This is a genomic window from Fibrobacter sp. UBA4297 (genome assembly GCF_002394865.1).
Taxonomy (GTDB): Bacteria; Fibrobacterota; Fibrobacteria; order Fibrobacterales; family Fibrobacteraceae; genus Fibrobacter.
In genome coordinates this window covers 118,085-133,670 of the sequence record NZ_DGUZ01000017.1, presented here as the reverse complement: position 1 = coordinate 133,670, position 15,586 = coordinate 118,085, and the positions used below count along the sequence as shown (strand labels likewise).

General features: G+C 50.6%; 12 protein-coding genes. 7 read left to right on the top strand and 5 right to left on the bottom strand.

All coding sequences use genetic code 11. The annotated features are described in order from the left end of the window. Positions 1-169: 169 nt before the first annotated feature. On the bottom strand, positions 170-1,585 hold the full coding sequence (locus B3A20_RS08825; RefSeq protein ID WP_290763694.1) for a PLP-dependent aminotransferase family protein: 1,416 nt from the start codon (positions 1,583-1,585) through the stop codon (positions 170-172). A gap of 295 nt (positions 1,586-1,880) precedes the next feature. On the opposite strand from B3A20_RS08825, the gene pdxS reads away from it, so the two are divergent. Both pdxS and pdxT read left to right on the top strand, forming a co-directional pair. Then, positions 1,881-2,759: a pyridoxal 5'-phosphate synthase lyase subunit PdxS gene (pdxS, locus tag B3A20_RS08820; RefSeq protein WP_097019906.1), complete on the top strand. Its 879-nt coding sequence runs from the start codon at positions 1,881-1,883 to the stop codon at positions 2,757-2,759. Between the two features lie 27 nt (positions 2,760-2,786). Then, complete coding sequence (gene pdxT / locus B3A20_RS08815; RefSeq protein WP_349680074.1) at positions 2,787-3,383, top strand: pyridoxal 5'-phosphate synthase glutaminase subunit PdxT; 597 nt, start codon at positions 2,787-2,789, stop codon at positions 3,381-3,383. A gap of 176 nt (positions 3,384-3,559) precedes the next feature. Here pdxT and B3A20_RS08810 read toward each other — a convergent pair whose 3' ends face one another. Both B3A20_RS08810 and B3A20_RS08805 read right to left on the bottom strand, forming a co-directional pair. Then, complete coding sequence (locus B3A20_RS08810) at positions 3,560-3,952, bottom strand: YkvA family protein (RefSeq protein WP_173561864.1); 393 nt, start codon at positions 3,950-3,952, stop codon at positions 3,560-3,562. Between the two features lie 120 nt (positions 3,953-4,072). Next, complete coding sequence (locus B3A20_RS08805; protein WP_290763686.1) at positions 4,073-5,557, bottom strand: DUF1846 domain-containing protein; 1,485 nt, start codon at positions 5,555-5,557, stop codon at positions 4,073-4,075. Positions 5,558-5,662: 105 nt separating this feature from the next. On the opposite strand from B3A20_RS08805, the gene B3A20_RS08800 reads away from it, so the two are divergent. Together B3A20_RS08800 and B3A20_RS08795 are read left to right on the top strand one after the other, a co-directional pair. Further along, entirely contained in the window at positions 5,663-7,417 is a 1,755-nt protein-coding gene (locus B3A20_RS08800; RefSeq protein WP_290763685.1) for an NAD(P)/FAD-dependent oxidoreductase, read from the top strand. Positions 7,418-7,571: 154 nt separating this feature from the next. Continuing rightward, positions 7,572-8,729 carry an RluA family pseudouridine synthase gene (locus B3A20_RS08795; RefSeq protein ID WP_290763683.1) on the top strand — a complete coding sequence of 386 codons (1,158 nt, stop codon included), beginning with the start codon at positions 7,572-7,574 and terminating at the stop codon, positions 8,727-8,729. A gap of 112 nt (positions 8,730-8,841) precedes the next feature. Here the strand turns inward: B3A20_RS08795 and B3A20_RS08790 are convergent, their stop codons facing one another. Further along, positions 8,842-11,262, bottom strand: a complete 2,421-nt coding sequence (locus B3A20_RS08790) for an ATP-dependent helicase (RefSeq protein WP_290763681.1) — start codon at positions 11,260-11,262, stop codon at positions 8,842-8,844. Positions 11,263-11,496: 234 nt separating this feature from the next. Between B3A20_RS08790 and B3A20_RS08785 the strand changes: the two genes are divergently transcribed. Continuing rightward, on the top strand, positions 11,497-11,760 hold the full coding sequence (locus B3A20_RS08785; protein WP_290763678.1) for a YbjQ family protein: 264 nt from the start codon (positions 11,497-11,499) through the stop codon (positions 11,758-11,760). Positions 11,761-11,765: 5 nt separating this feature from the next. On the opposite strand, the gene B3A20_RS08780 is transcribed toward B3A20_RS08785, so the two are convergent. After that, positions 11,766-12,110, bottom strand: coding sequence for a hypothetical protein (locus tag B3A20_RS08780; protein ID WP_290763675.1), 345 nt, complete (start codon positions 12,108-12,110; stop codon positions 11,766-11,768). Positions 12,111-12,238: 128 nt separating this feature from the next. Here B3A20_RS08780 and ispD point away from each other — a divergent pair, with 128 nt between their 5' ends. Continuing rightward, positions 12,239-12,976, top strand: coding sequence for a 2-C-methyl-D-erythritol 4-phosphate cytidylyltransferase (ispD, locus tag B3A20_RS08775; protein WP_290763673.1), 738 nt, complete (start codon positions 12,239-12,241; stop codon positions 12,974-12,976). An 80-nt stretch (positions 12,977-13,056) separates the two neighbouring features. Next, the gene (gene pheT / locus B3A20_RS08770; RefSeq protein ID WP_290763670.1) at positions 13,057-15,492 is read left to right on the top strand and encodes a phenylalanine--tRNA ligase subunit beta; all 2,436 of its coding nucleotides are present in this window, start codon (positions 13,057-13,059) and stop codon (positions 15,490-15,492) included. The last annotated feature ends 94 nt before the right edge of the window (positions 15,493-15,586 follow it).

The following is a 15,586-nucleotide window of genomic DNA, read 5'->3' as shown; positions in this document are numbered from 1 at the left end:
ACATTTCCTCCCCATACATTTGAGGTAAATATAAGTAATTTGAGGATTTAAAAGGGCGATCCCGGAACAAAAGCAACCAAGGCGAACGCTGCGAAAATGCTTGCATTTTCATAGCTGAGCCGAAGGGCTTTGTACTTGTACAAGTCCGGGATGACAAAGCAAGATAATCTCATTCCATAATTTTTTCAAGCAGCGAAATAGCCTTTTTCATCTGTTTTTCGGGCACGGAGGAATAGTTGATGACAAATTCATGTTGTGAGGGTTCGGCCATTGTGTAGTAATCCGAAAGTGCCCCGATGCGAACGCCTTTTTCGAGAGCCCGATTGCAAAATTCTTCATCGGAAAGCGTTGTCTTCACTTTTAGAATAAAGTGCAAGCCTGCATCTTGTTCAGCGACTTCAACGCGGTCGTGAAGCGGACTGCGACGGATGATATCAAGCAGAGTATCGCGACGGTGGCGGTAAAAATTGCGCATGCGGTTGATGTGCTTTTCGTAATGACAGCCGCTGATGAATTTTGCGAGTACGTACTGTTCAAGGTTCGATACAGTGCACGTGTAAAATGAAAATTCTTTGTGAAATTTTTTCGCAAGCGGTTTCGGGAGAATCATGTAGCCCACGCGCACTGTAGAGGCAAGCGTTTTAGAAAATGAATTTATATAAACCGTCTTGTCTTGCACGTCAATGTTCTGCAACGCAGGTATCGGGCGGCCCACCATGCGGAACTCGCTATCGTATTCGTCTTCGACGATGTAGCGGTTGCTAGATTTTGCAGCCCAGCTCAAAAGCTCGTAGCGACGGCTCACAGGCATCACCTTGCCAGTCGGGAAATGGTGCGACGGCGAAAGATGAACGACATCGGTACACGTTTCTTCTAGTTGGTCTATGCGAACGCCCTGTTCATCTAGCGGGATAAAATTGCAAACAACATTTAGCTTTTGGTAGATCTTAGAAATCTTGCTGTAGCCGGGATCTTCTACGCCGTACTTTTTATCAAAGCCCAATAGTTGCACAAGCCAAGTGTAAAGGCAATCCGTCCCAGCGCCAACGACAATCTGTTCCGGATCCACACGCATTCCGCGAAAATCCAGAAGCATCTTGGCGATCGCTTTTCGAAGCGCGATAACGCCAGAATTCGGCGAACGAGTCAGCAGCTCATTTTGCTGTTCGCAAAGGACTTTTCGCGTAATCTTCGCCCACGTTGAGAACGGGAACGTCGAAGCATCTACTTGATTATTAACAAAATCGGCAATGTAATGAGTCGCCTTTGGCAGTTCAACGCGTTGCGATTCACGGGATTGCTTGGCGGGAATAGGCTTTGGGAGAATTCGCGGATTTTTTGATTGAATCGCCGCAACGAAAAAGCCCTTGCGCGGGAGCGAGTAAATGAAGCCCTCCGCTAAAAGCTGCTCGTATGCATTTTCAACCGTCACGACGCTCACGCCCAACGCATTTGCAAACGGACGTTTCGACGGAAGCTTCGCATCCGCCTCCAGACGCCCCGACAGAATATCGTCTTTGATAGAACGATACAAGAAATGATAAAGAGTATCATCCCCCGCTTTTGAAATGTCGTATGAGAGCATTAGGAAAAAACCTTTTTTTTTCTAACAGGAATGGCGATGTCCGAATAAATCGGGCATGACATCGTTATTACAAAGTTTAAAACAAACAAGCATACAACCTCGCGAGCGAGGACCGTTTCAAGTGTTTTTACAATGCGAAGTTCTAGCATTATCAAGCATTCCATTTGAAAAAAACTGACCACAAACTGACATTAAACTGAACCTATTAAAATAATAGAAATTTGAATATTTGATAAAGTCAACAAAAAGCCTAAATTAAGCCTCGAAATGAAACAAACGCAACAAGGAGAACCCAATGTCTACAGAAAACCGCTACGAACTCAACAAGAATCTCGCCCAAATGCTTAAAGGCGGAGTCATTATGGATGTGACTACCCCGGAACAGGCAAAAATCGCCGAAGCCGCCGGTGCAGCCGCCGTCATGGCCCTCGAACGCATCCCTGCCGACATCCGCGCCGCAGGCGGAGTCTCACGCATGAGCGACCCCAAGATGATTAAAGGCATCCAGGACGCCGTTTCCATCCCCGTGATGGCCAAGTGCCGCATCGGTCACTTTGTCGAAGCCCAACTCCTCGAAGCCATCGAAATTGACTATATCGACGAAAGCGAAGTACTCTCCCCCGCTGACGATATATTCCATATCAATAAGCACGAATTCAAAGTGCCGTTCGTCTGCGGTGCCCGCGATCTCGGCGAAGCCCTCCGCCGCATCGAAGAAGGCGCTTCCATGATCCGCACCAAAGGCGAACCAGGAACCGGCGACATCGTACAGGCAGTCCGTCACATTCGCCTCATGAATCAGGAAATCGCACGCATCTCGTCCATGCGCGAAGATGAGCTTTTCAACCGCGCCAAGGAATTGCAAGTCTCGTACGAACTCGTTAAATATGTTCATGACCACAAGCGACTCCCCGTCGTGAACTTCGCTGCAGGTGGCGTTGCCACTCCCGCCGATGCCGCCCTCATGATGCAGCTCGGCGCCGAAGGCGTGTTCGTCGGCTCGGGCATTTTCAAGTCCGGCAATCCAGCCAAGCGTGCCGCAGCGATTGTACAAGCAGTCACAAACTACAAAGACGCAAAGCTCATTGCCAAGCTCTCCGAAGATTTAGGCGAAGCGATGGTCGGCATCAACGAAAACGAAATTGCACTTTTAATGGCTGAACGAGGAAAGTAAATGAGCGAAAACAAAACAAACAAACACATTAAAATTGGTGTGCTCGCCGTACAGGGAGCGTTTGCAGAACACCGAACCGCACTTGAAAAGCTCGGCGTTGAAACGTTTGAAATCCGCCAGTTGCGCGACCTAAATCAACACTTTGACGGTCTCGTGCTCCCCGGTGGAGAAAGCACCGTACAAGGAAAGCTTTTGCACGACCTCGGACTTTTCGAGCCTTTACGCGAACGCATTGAAAGCGGACTCCCGACTTTTGGAACTTGCGCAGGACTTATATTGCTTGCCGAAAAATTGAGCAACGACGGTCACACGTATTTTGCGACAACGCCCGTCACTGTAGAACGCAATGCCTACGGTCGGCAGCTCGGGAGTTTCTACACCGAAGAAAATTTTGAGGGAATCGGGAAAATCCCGATGACATTCATCCGAGCCCCGCTCATACAGCGCGTAAGCAAAGGCGTACAAGTTCTCGCGACCGTCCAAAACCAAATCGTCGCCGTGCGGTACAAGAATCAACTCGCTATTTCGTTCCACCCAGAACTCAATAGCGATTTACGAGTGCATCAATATTTCGTGGAGGAAATTGTGAAAACGAATCAAATCACTGTGAAGGACGCGGCTTGAAAAAGGCGACCCCGTCCCCATTCGCGGATCATGACCACATAAGAGCTAGTTGCATTCAAGGCGAGTGTCGTGACAGGCTGCTTGCAGACTGTCATGATTGAGCCGAAGATGCTGACGCAAAACGTCAAAGTTCTAAGTGGTCAAAGAGAATAAATCCGGGGTGACAACTCAAAGAACTAGTGCGTAACGAGTGCGATTATCGCCGTTATAAGACCACCAACGGCAACACCCGCAAGCACGACAAAGGCAACCATCATCCACTTGACATATTTTGCAAGGCGGACTATCATTGCTGACTGATCCTTTGCAAAATGCTGGTAAGCGTTGAGGGCTGCCATTAATGTAAAGCCGACATCATCGAGCCAGCCAAAGAGCGGAATTGCATCGGGAACGGCGTCAATCGGAGACAAGTCATAAAGAACCGCCAGCATGGCGATAATCACGGAAAGTGCTTTCCAAACAACGGGAGCGCCATTCTGTTCATCCCCCGCTTTCACAGTCCGACGCTCACGGTGTATATCATTCATATCGTGAACTTCAACATCATCGTAAACTTTACCATTAGCCATTCAAACCCATCCTTTAATCAAATTACTTTTTAAATATACAAACAAAAAGAAAAAGACTACCGATTTCTCGATAATCTTTTTCTAAAAGTATCTGCTATTTGCGCCGTTTAGCGAACGTTCCTAGCCATGATATAATTTACTCGTCTGATAATTCGGTTCAGATGTCAAATTCACACCGAGACGGCGGAACACACCAACGTCAACCTGCGAAAGAATCACGCTGGAGTGGACTTCGCAATGGCGGAGTTCCGGAAGTTTTTCGAGCGCAATCTTTGCATTGTAATCGGTCAGAGCGCAAACGGAGAGTGCCACGAGAACTTCGTCCATGTGGAGGCGCGGGTTCTTATGACCGAGCTGTTTCGTCTTGAGGTTCTGAATCGGTTCAATCACCATCGGAGAGAGCAGGCGGACTTCGTCCGGAATGCCAGCCAAATGCTTGAGAGCATCGAGCAACATAGCAGAAGAGGCTCCCAAGAGCGAAGAAGTCTTGGCTGTGATAATCGAGCCATCGTTCAATTCGATTGCGACAGCCGGACCATTCGTTTCTTCGGCCTTTGCCACAGCGGCGACAGCGACCTTGCGGTCCTTAGCGCTGATGTGAGCCTGTTCCATCACGAGTTCAAGCTTGTATACTTGATCCTTTTCGGCATTGCCCTTGCGGACTTGGCACAAAGTATTGTAGTAACGGCGGATGATTTCGGCATTGGCGGCTTCGCAAACAGCGGCATCGTCAACGATGCAGTTGCCAGCCATGTTCACGCCCATGTCCGTCGGAGACTTGTACGGAGACTGTCCCAAAATGCGCGTGAAGAGAGCGTTCAGCACCGGGAAGATTTCGACGTCGCGGTTGTAGTTAATCGTTGTCTTGCCGTAAGCTTCCAAATGGAACGGGTCAATCATGTTCACGTCGTTCAAGTCAGCCGTTGCAGCTTCGTAAGCGAGGTTGACCGGGTGCTTGAGCGGGATGTTCCAAATCGGGAACGTTTCAAACTTGGCATAGCCAGCCTTGACACCGCGCTTGTTTTCATGATAAATTTGCGAGAGGCAGACAGCCATCTTTCCACTACCCGGCCCCGGAGCAGTCACCACCACAAGTTCGCGAGAAGTTTCAACAAATTCATTCTTGCCATAACCGTCATCGCTCACCACGAGCGGGATGTTGCTCGGATAACCGGCAATCGGATAATGGCGATAGACCTTGAGTCCGAGGCCTTCGAGCTTTTTCTGGTAAGCGACTGCGCTCGGCTGTTCTTGCCAGCGGGTCAGCACCACACTGCTCACATAAAGACCATAACCGCGGAAAGCGTCAATCAGGCGAAGAACGTCTTGATCGTAAGTAATCCCGAGGTCGCCACGAACCTTGTTCTTTTCGATGTCGCCAGCATTGATGGCGATGATGACTTCGGCCTTATCCTTGAGCTTTTCGAGCATGCGAATTTTGGAGTCAGGAGCAAAGCCCGGCAAAACGCGACTTGCATGATGGTCATCAAAAAGTTTTCCACCAAATTCAAGATAAAGTTTTCCACCAAATTTAGAGATACGTTCTTGAATTTTTTCAGATTGAGTTTTTAGATAAGCATCGTTATCAAAACCAACTTTAAACATATATCAATACCATTTTTAGTGTTTTCACAATTATAAAAAAATGCAAACCACTATCTCAAGTCCAAAAAACTATTTTTTTGCCATATTTCTAAATTTGTGGCATACATGTTTACATATCGCTACAGAGAACTCGCTGTCGCCCTTGAAAAAAAAGGCGAAATCCGTCTTGCGCTCGCCAAGACGCTCCGAGTGAACCCCGAAGAAATCTTCAATCTCGAAATCGAACGTTTTTCGCTAGACTCCAGACGCAAAGGCGACTTGCACTGGTCCTACAATGTCGTTTTCGACCTGAAGCGCAAAGTCCGTGCTATGGGGAACAACGCCCGTGGGCTCATCGAATCCAAGCACGAGATCAAGAGCCTCGATGCAGAACCGTTAAAAGACACTGTAGCGATGGCAAGCCACGTGGACGTGATTGGAGCAGGTCCTAGCGGTCTCTGGGCGGCGCTACACCTTTTGCGCAAAGGGTTCTCTGTTGACATCTATGAACAAGGTAAACAAGTCGAAGAACGTTTTCGCGACATCCGCAAGTTCTTTGTAGACCGCAAGTTCAACGCCTACAGCAACGTGCTATTTGGTGAAGGTGGAGCTGGCGCATTCAGCGATGGCAAGCTCAACACCCGCAGTCGCAACCTGTTCAGCGAAACCGTACTCAAGGACATGGTGGACTTTGGCGTTGACGAAAGCGTTGTCACGTTTGCAAAGCCGCACATCGGCACAGACAAACTCGTACTCATGTTGCGTCAAGTCCGCGCCGAAATTGTCCGCCTTGGCGGGCGTATCCATTTCAACACAAGCCTTGAAGATATTGAAATCAATGATGGTCGCATTTGCGCGATCAAGCTGAAAAACGTTGAACAGACGAGAGACGACAACACCATAAGGCGAGCGTTGCGACCAACAGAGTTGGGCATAACCGAGCCGACTTGTTGGCACGAAGTGCAAAGACGAGAGACGAGAGAAAACCCTACAACAAACGTATTCTTAAATTCCTCAACTTCGATCTGGCAGCCGTGCGAAGCGCTGGTCCTTGCAGTTGGGCATTCCGCACGTAGCGTTTACGAGATGCTCCACACTCGCGGCGTGACTCTCGAAAGCAAGGCGTTCGCCATGGGCGTCCGCGTCGAACACCCACAATCGCTCATCAACATGCGACAGCTCGGACTGAACGTCGATACAAGACTCACTGGAGCCGCCGAATATTTCCTCGCCACGCCGACAATCAACAAGACTTCGAGCGCCTACAGCTTTTGCATGTGCCCCGGCGGAGTCCTTGTGCCATGTGCCTCGGAACCGGGAACGCTTGCGACAAACGGCATGAGCTACAGCCGCCGCAATGGCGCATTTGCTAACGGAGCCATCGCCGTCCCGATTACAGCAGGCGCCGAAGGCTTTGACATTCCTTCAAGCGGTTCGCTTTTTGGCGGTCTCGACTTACAACGAAAAATCGAAACCGACGCCTACAACGTCGGTGGAAAAGTTTACGCCGCTCCCGCGCAAACGATCAAGAACTTCCTCGCCCACCGCGAAGACAAAACGCTCCCCAAAACCACCTACCCTTGCGGGCTCGTGCCAAGCAATCTGTGGGATTGGATGGACAAGACGATTTGCCAAAGTCTCGCCGAAGGCTTCCAAAATTTTGACCGCAAGATTCCGGGATTCATCAACGAAGGCCTGATTGTCGCCCCCGAAACGCGCACCAGCTCGCCGCTCCGCATCACGCGCAACAACGAAACACTCGAAAGCGTAAACACCCAAGGACTATTCGTCCTCGGCGAAGGAGCCGGCTATGCAGGCGGAATCGTCACCAGCGCCGCGGACGGCGTACGACTTGCACACTACGCTAGGAGATGCAAGTAATGAAAAACGCACTATGTCATTCCCGCCTCCGAGCGGGAATCTCCAATCTTAATAACGGGAGATGCCCGACTGTCATCCCGGACTTGTTCCGGGACGGGCATGACAGACATTGCTTCAATTCTAGTAACTACTAACTATTAACTAGTAACTAAAAATGATTACACGTACTATCGATCGCAATTTTGCAAACATGCGCCTTGACCGTTTCCTCCGCAAGGCTTTCCCCGAAGAATCACTCTCGGTGTTCTTCGCAGTCATCCGCAAAAAGAAAGTCCGTGTAAACGGCGTTATTGGCAAGGCAAACCAGATGCTCGTCGAAGGCGACGTGGTCAACATTTACGAGAACTTCAAGTCGGTTGGTTCGACAAGCTCACCAACCTTGACGGGAGAAGAGAGGAATACCAAAGGGGAAAGCCTTCCCCTCGCTTCGAGCGGGGACACACCACCTAAAGGTGGCCATGCCCACATAAGTGCTGAAGCACTAAGTGGTCAAAGGCCGCAACGCCCCGATGCAAAAAGCGCAACAGGTTTCGCCAAGAACAAGTCCACTTGGGGCCGCCACCTCACAGGTGCCGAAAAGCAAGCACACTGGGGCGCTCACGAGCTCGACCTCGTCGTGCAAACCGAAGATTACGTGATTGTGAACAAGCCCTCGGGACTCGCAAGCCAGCCGGGCAGCGGCACACGCCCTGGCGAAAGCCTCGTGGAATACCTCTGGGAATGGGGACGTAGCGAAGGTCTCGATTTCAAGCCGACCATCGCCCACCGACTCGACCAGGAAACGTCTGGCCTCATCATTGCAGCCCTCCACGGCGACACGCTCCGCGATTTCACGCGCATGATTCGCGAACATGTTGTAGACAAGTTCTACTTTGCGCTCGTCAAAGGCAACCTCAAGAAAGACCGCGGTACCATCAGCGAATCGCTCCTGCGCACAGACAGCGCCAAGGGCAGCAAGATGCTCGTCGGCAAAGATGATGAAAATGCACAGAAGGCCATCACGCATTACCGCGTCAAGCAGCATTACGAAGGCTACGATCTTGTGAAAATCAAGCTCGAAACAGGCCGCATGCACCAGATTCGCGCCCACTTCGCAAGCATCGGGCATCCGCTTCTCGGCGATACGCGTTACGGCGACTTCGCGCTCAACCGCGAAGTCAAAAAGCAGTTCGGACTGAACCGCTTATTCTTGCACAGCTGTCGTCTAGAATTCGACTGGCAAGGCGAACACAAAGTTTTCGATTGCCCGCTCCCCAAAGAACTCCGCGATGTCATCAAGCAGCTCAAGCCGATGCGTTACGAGCGCCACTAAAATGTCATGCCCGCCTCCGAGCGGGCATCTCCATCTGCTCTTGAAAAGGAGCTCCCCTCCCCATACACGGATCATGACTACTAAGCAGCATAGCTGCAAGTAGTCAAAGAGATCAAGTCGGGGATGACAAAACTAGCGGGAAATCAAACTGTATCGAGCGCGGGGTTGCAAACTTGTCAAAAGTAATTTCGTAGCAGAAATTCTTTTTGTCAACAGCGCTGACGGTCCCGATTCCAAAAATCTTGTGCACCACACGATCGCCTACCGCAAATTCTGCCGTAGGCGCTTTCTTTACAGCGCCAAGACTCTCGTCTTCTTCAAAATCGCCCATCAAGTCTCGATTGCGGTCCGCTTCTGCAATAAAATCTCGTGCCGCCAAAAGCAAATCGTCCGAGAATCCACGCGCCACATCGAGCTCGCCCATGTCCATTTCGAGCAAGAATCTCGACGGATAACGCGACCCGCTCTCGCCCGCCACGCCATCTTCGGCATCGCTCAGGCAAAGCACATTTTCGGCGCGCGTGAACGCCACATACGCAAGTCTGCGTTCTTCTTCGAGCTGAATCTTGTTCTGCACGCGCTTTACCGGGAAAAAGCCCTCGTTCAAACCGCAAACAAAGACATACGGAAATTCCAGGCCCTTCGCATTGTGGATCGTCATGAGCTGCACACGGTCTTTCTCTTGCACATCTTCATCCGCATTCGTGAACAGCACGATGTTCTGCAAATACTCATCCAGCGAAGCATCTTCTTCGTAGTAATTCTCAAATTCGAGAATTCCCTGTTTGAGTTCTGCGAGATTGTCCAAGCGGTCTTCATCGCCATCTAGGCGCAGCATTTCCTCGTACTTCGTCTCACGCAGCATCTTCGAAAGCAATTCCGAAACGCGCATATCCTTATAACGCGAGCGGTACTTTTCAATCAACTTCACGTATTCAACGACGTTGCTTCTCGACAAGAATTCCTTGCAGTCAAAATCAATTTTCCGATGGTCATTGCCAACCGACGAAAGTTCCGCCTGCGTCGTGACATCAGGCGCCACATCGTTCAAGCGCCCCGCCTCATACACAATTTCAAGCAAAGCCTCGTAAAGCCCGACCTTGCGCGTATCCGCAAACGCCTGCAAAATCGCCATTTTCTTCGGCCCGAACTGGCGCTTTGGCGTATTCACCGTCCGGATAAACGACAAGTCGTCGGCATACACAAGCATCCGCAAATAGCAAATGATGTCCTTGATTTCCTTGCGCTGGTAAAAGCCGACACCGCTATAGACCTTGTAAGGGATAGACTCCGACATCAACGCCTCTTCGACAGAACGCGACTGCGAATGCATACGGTACAAGACCGCGATATCCTTATAAAGCACACCGCCCGCGCCATTTTTCACGGAGTTCTGCACCGCATTCTGGATGCGCTCCACAATCCATTTCGCTTCTTCGCGAGTGTTCTTTGCATGGTAAAAAACAGGCGTCTTTCCGCCCGCACGGACTGGCCTCAAGACCTTCTCGATTCTGTACTTGTTATTCTTGATGACCGCATCCGGCACCTTCAAAATGCTCGGAGTCGAACGGTAATTGTTCTGCAACAGAATCGTCTTTGTGCCTTTATGGAACTGGTCAAATTCCAAAATGCGGTTGATATCGGCCCCGCGCCAGCCATAAATCGTCTGGTCCGGATCGCCCACTACAAATAAATTTTTGTGGTAACTCGAAAGCAAATCCGCCAAGCGGTACTGTTGACCGTCTATGTCCTGGTATTCATCGACCATCACATACATCATGCGCTTGCGCCACTTGTCGAGCTTTTCCGGAAAATTCTCCAGAATATACAGCGTCACCAGAATCAAGTCGTCAAAATCGAGCGCGTAATTTTTCTTCTGCTCGTACAGATAGCGGTAATAAACCGCCATCCACTTGTCTGGAGCATCGTCTGCAAGCTCCACCAGATGCTCGCGCTTTTCGCCTTCAACGGCCTGCGCATTCCCGGCCGCCGATGTACCCACCTCATCCGCCAAGTGTTCCGCAAACAAAGACACATAGCCAATATCATTTGCCTTGCGGCCACCCACAAAATCAAGGACACTGCTGATTTTCAAGTCCTTGAGCGAGAATCCCAAATCCGCATACGCCTTGCGTAAAAGCGACTTCTGGTCATCCTCGTCCAAAATCATGAATTCCTTCGGGTAGTTCAGCACGTGGATTTCCTCACGCAAAAACTGCACGCAAAAGCCGTGGAACGTCGAAATGTAGCCGCTATCATCACCGCCCAAAATCGAACGGATGCGCTTTTTCATTTCGGCAGCCGCCTTGTTCGTGAACGTCACGCAGAGAATATTCGCAGGCGAAATGCCCATTTCCTTCACGAGATACAGATAGCGGTGCGTGAGCGTCCGGGTCTTGCCCGACCCCGCTCCAGCCACTACACGTACGTAGCCCTCGGTCGTCTCTACCGCCTCAAGTTGCTCCTTGTCTAGGCGGGAACGCTCCCATTCGAGGGAGTTTTCAACATTTTCGCTTTTCGGGCTTTTTTCCATACGCGAGCCGCCTTGTAGTGAACATCTGTTTTACTGCACAAAAAGTAGTCTTTGTAAAAGAAACTGTCAAGTAATTTTTCCGCCCCCCTAAGCCAAAGTTCTTCCAAATCAGGATTTCCGTTTCATGACGTCCTTCGTTTCGTTGAAAAAAAACGTAAAACGAAAAATTATCGTTAGCACGCTGAATTATTTGAGCTTATATTATCTACAGAAAAAATTTACAAAAAGGCTTCAATGATTATCGTCAACACAGACTTCATTACAGGCAAAGAAATCGAAACCATCCAGCTCGTCAAGGGGAGCATCGTATTTTCAAAGAATGTTGTCCGAGATATTTTCGCCGGACTCAAGACCATTATCGGTGGCGAAATCGCGGGATATAGCGAAGCAACCATGATTGGAGCAGACGCAATCGTGAATGTCCGCTATTCCGCAAGCAGCTTAATGGCGAGTGCCGCAGAAATCATCGCCTACGGCACGGCAGTTCGATTCAAATAAAGTATCTAGAATCCGTTACGAAGGATGATAACAGCAAGAGTTGCCGCCAGGGCAATGAAGGCAAACATAAATAGCACAGCCTTTCGACGGCTGCCTTCGAAACGGATTTCCGGCAAAGTTTTCACAAAACAAATTTGCCACAGGTCAAATAGAATCCAGGCAAAATTGACTGCCGCCAAGCACAGACTCACATGGTAAGGCGCAATAAGTGCTACAAGCGTCAAGTATATTTTAATGCTACCCGAAACACTATTCGCAAGCATAAAGTTATGTGCCCCGACAAATCCGCCCAAACAGGCAACCACAGCCATTCGAGTTCGATTGCGAGGTTTTAATTCGCTAAAGTCCATTTGTATCTCCCATAAACACCGACACCAAAGGTAAAAACATAATTACCATTTAAAGTTTTCATACTTCTTATATTTTTTTCACGGTGACGCAAATCACAAAAGGAAAAATTCTTTTCTATTTTTTTAATATGTCCAATTCGTTATTCTCTGGAAAATTCGCAGCAGTTCTCCCCGCAGGCGGTCTTGGCAAGCGCATGGGCGGGACAATTCCCAAACAATTGATGAATCTCGGCAATAAGCCTGTTTACCAATACAGCCTTGAGACTTTCCTCAACATGGATGAAATCGCAGAAGTCGTGATTGCGGTTCCTGCCGATTGGAAAGACTACTTTGAAAAAGATATTTTTAGCCGTTTGAGTTCCGCATTTGGAACCGGATACGGAAATAATTTAAACAAACTAAGGATTGTCGTCGGCGGAAAAGAACGCTGGCAGTCTGTGCAAAACGGCGTGAACGCCCTTACCAGCGGCGCAGAATACGTCCTAGTCCACGATGTCGCACGCCCGTTCGTAAGCGAAAAGATCATCCGCGATGTCTGCGAAACACTTATCAACAAAGGCAGTTGCCTTGTAGCCAAACCCGCAATCGATACCATCAAGATTGCAAGCGATGGCCACGTCGAAAGTACAATTGACCGCAACAAGGTCTGGCTCGCGCAGACGCCGCAAGCGGCCCGCATCGATTTACTCAAAAGCCTTTACGCCCGAATCGAGAAGGAGCCGCTAAATTTCACGCCGACCGACGAAGCAAGCATCCTCGAATTCTTTGGCGAGACCGTCTACATCGTCAAAGGCGAAGCGGCAAACGACAAGCTCACTACGCCCGAAGACTTCGAAATCTTCGTAAACCGAGCAAACCAAAACTAACGAAGCATTGTCGCCCCGGATTCCGTTCCAGGGCCTCCTTTTTTCTATATTTACCGCCGAAAAATTTAAAGGGTAATAAAATGAAAGTTTCTTTGAATTGGCTTAGACGTCACGTTGACCTTCCGGAATCTGCGGAAGATGTCGCAAAGGCGCTCACCTCCATCGGTCTCGAAGTTGAAGGCATGGAAGAACCGGGCAAGGTCTATGACAAGTTGCTCGTTGCAAAGGTTCTCACTTGCGATCCGCACCCGGATAGCGATCACTTGCACATCACTACCGTGAACGACGGCACGAACACCATCCAGGTTGTTTGCGGAGCCCCGAACGTCGCTGCAGGCCAGACGGTTGTGCTCGCCCCGATTGGCGCAGAACTCCCGCTCCCCGACGGCACCAAGCTCAAGATGAAGAAATCCAAGATTCGCGGTGTCGAAAGCTTCGGCATGATTTGCGCCGAAGATGAAATCGGACTTTCTGACGACCACGGTGGAATCATGGTTCTCGACGATTCCATCCCAGCTGGTACGCCGTTCGTAAGCCTCGGCATGTACGATGTTTGCTATGAACTGAACGTCACGCCGAACCGCCCGGACGCTCTTAGCCACCGCGGTGTCGCACGCGAACTCGCCGCCAAGTTTAACCGCCCGCTCAAGCCGCTCGCTTACAACTTCAAGGAAGATTCCGAAGACGCAAGCGCCGCCATCAGCCTCGAAGTCGTTCCGGGTTGCGGTTGCTCCCGCTATGTGGGTCGCGTCATCAAGGACGTGAAGGTTGAAAAATCCCCGGCATGGCTCGCCAAGCTCTTGCACGCTGTCGGCATGAACAGCATCAACAACGTCGTCGACATCACGAACTTCATCTTGATGGATGTCGGTCAGCCGCTCCACAGCTTTGACATGGACCAGCTCCACGGGAACAAGATCAAGGTCCGCCGCGCCGTCAAGGGCGAGCATATTGAAACGATCGACCACACCGCACACGAACTCATCGAAAACGATCTCGTGATTTGCGACGGAGACCGTCCGGCTTGCGTCGCTGGCGTTATGGGTGGTGTCGAATCCGAAATCGTCGACGCGACGAAGAACGTGTTTCTCGAAAGCGCATGGTTCAACCCGACCGTTATCCGCAAGCAGGCCAAGCGCCTCTGCATCTCCACGGACTCCAGCTACCGCTTCGAACGCGAAATCGACTTCGCCACGCAGGACGAATACAGCAAGTATGCTTGCGCCATGATTCAGGAAGTCGCTGGTGGCCGCATCCTCAAGGGTTCCGTCGAATACACCGGCGAAGACCACAAGAAAGAAAATAACGTTGTTACGCTCCGCATCGCCCGCGCCGAAAAAGTCATCGGCATGAAGCTCGAAGCAGCCCAAGTCGAAAAATTCCTCACGGGTATCGCTCTCGAAGTTGTAAAGAAAGACGCAGAATCCATCACCTTCAAGATTCCGAGTTTCCGCCCGGACCTCGAACGCGAAGTCGACCTCATCGAAGAAATCGCTCGCCTCATCGGCTTTGACAACATTCCGTATAGCTTGCCGAAGTTCACGATGCAGCCGAACGACCTCCCGGCCATCGAGGTTTTGAACCGCAAGATCCGCAAGACGCTTTCTGCTATGGGCCTCCACGAATGCTTGAGCCTCCGCTTCACGAGCAAGGCCCGCACCGAAGCCCTCTTTGGCCCCGAAAGTGACGACCGTCGCAGCAAGCCCGCCCTCCTCTTGAACCCGCTTTCCGAAGAACTCGGTGCCGTGCCGACGAGCCTCCTCCCGAATTTGCTCAAGGCTGTTGCCGAAAACGAAAAGAACCGTCCGGGTTCTGTTCGTCTGTTCGAAGTGGCAAAGGGTCAGTTCAAGCGCGCCCGCAAGGACGAACGCGATCCGGGCTTTGACGAATCCAACCTTGTCGCCCTCACCATCGCTGGTAACTTTGACACAAACCCGCTCAACGACAAGCCGAAGCAGATTGACTTTGCCGCCTTCAAGGGCTTAGTCCAGAGCTTCTTCAAGCGTCTCGGTCTCGTCGTGGAATTCCGCGCCGCCACAAAGCCGGAACTCTTCCTCCACCCGGGCAAGCAGGCAGAAATTGTCTGCAACGGCACGGTGCTTGGAACGATGGGCGAACTCCACCCGAACTGCCTCAAAGCTAACGAAATCAGCTACGAGACCTACGTGATGGAAGCCGACATGGACAAGATGGAACACGAAAGCCACAAGAAGATTGTGTTCCAGCCGTTCAGCCGCCAGGTGCCTTCGACCCGCGACATTTCTATCGAAGTTGCAAAGTCGATGACTCACGAAGACGTGCTCGCCCGCATCAAGGCTCTCAACCCGAAGAACCTCGCGAAGATTACTCTCAAGAGCATCTACGAAGGTGAAAAGATTGAAGCAGGCAAGAAGAACATGGTCTATAGCCTCACCTACCAGGCCATGGACCGCACGCTCACGGACGACGAAGTCAACAAGGCTCACAACAAGCTCCGCGACAAGATCGTCCAAAACGGCGACATCGTGCTAAGATAAGTGATTAGTAAGCAGTGGTTAGGAACGCCACACACTGCACTTCGTCATTAAATTCACAAAAAAGAGTTGGTCACGCGACCAGCTCTTTTTTAGT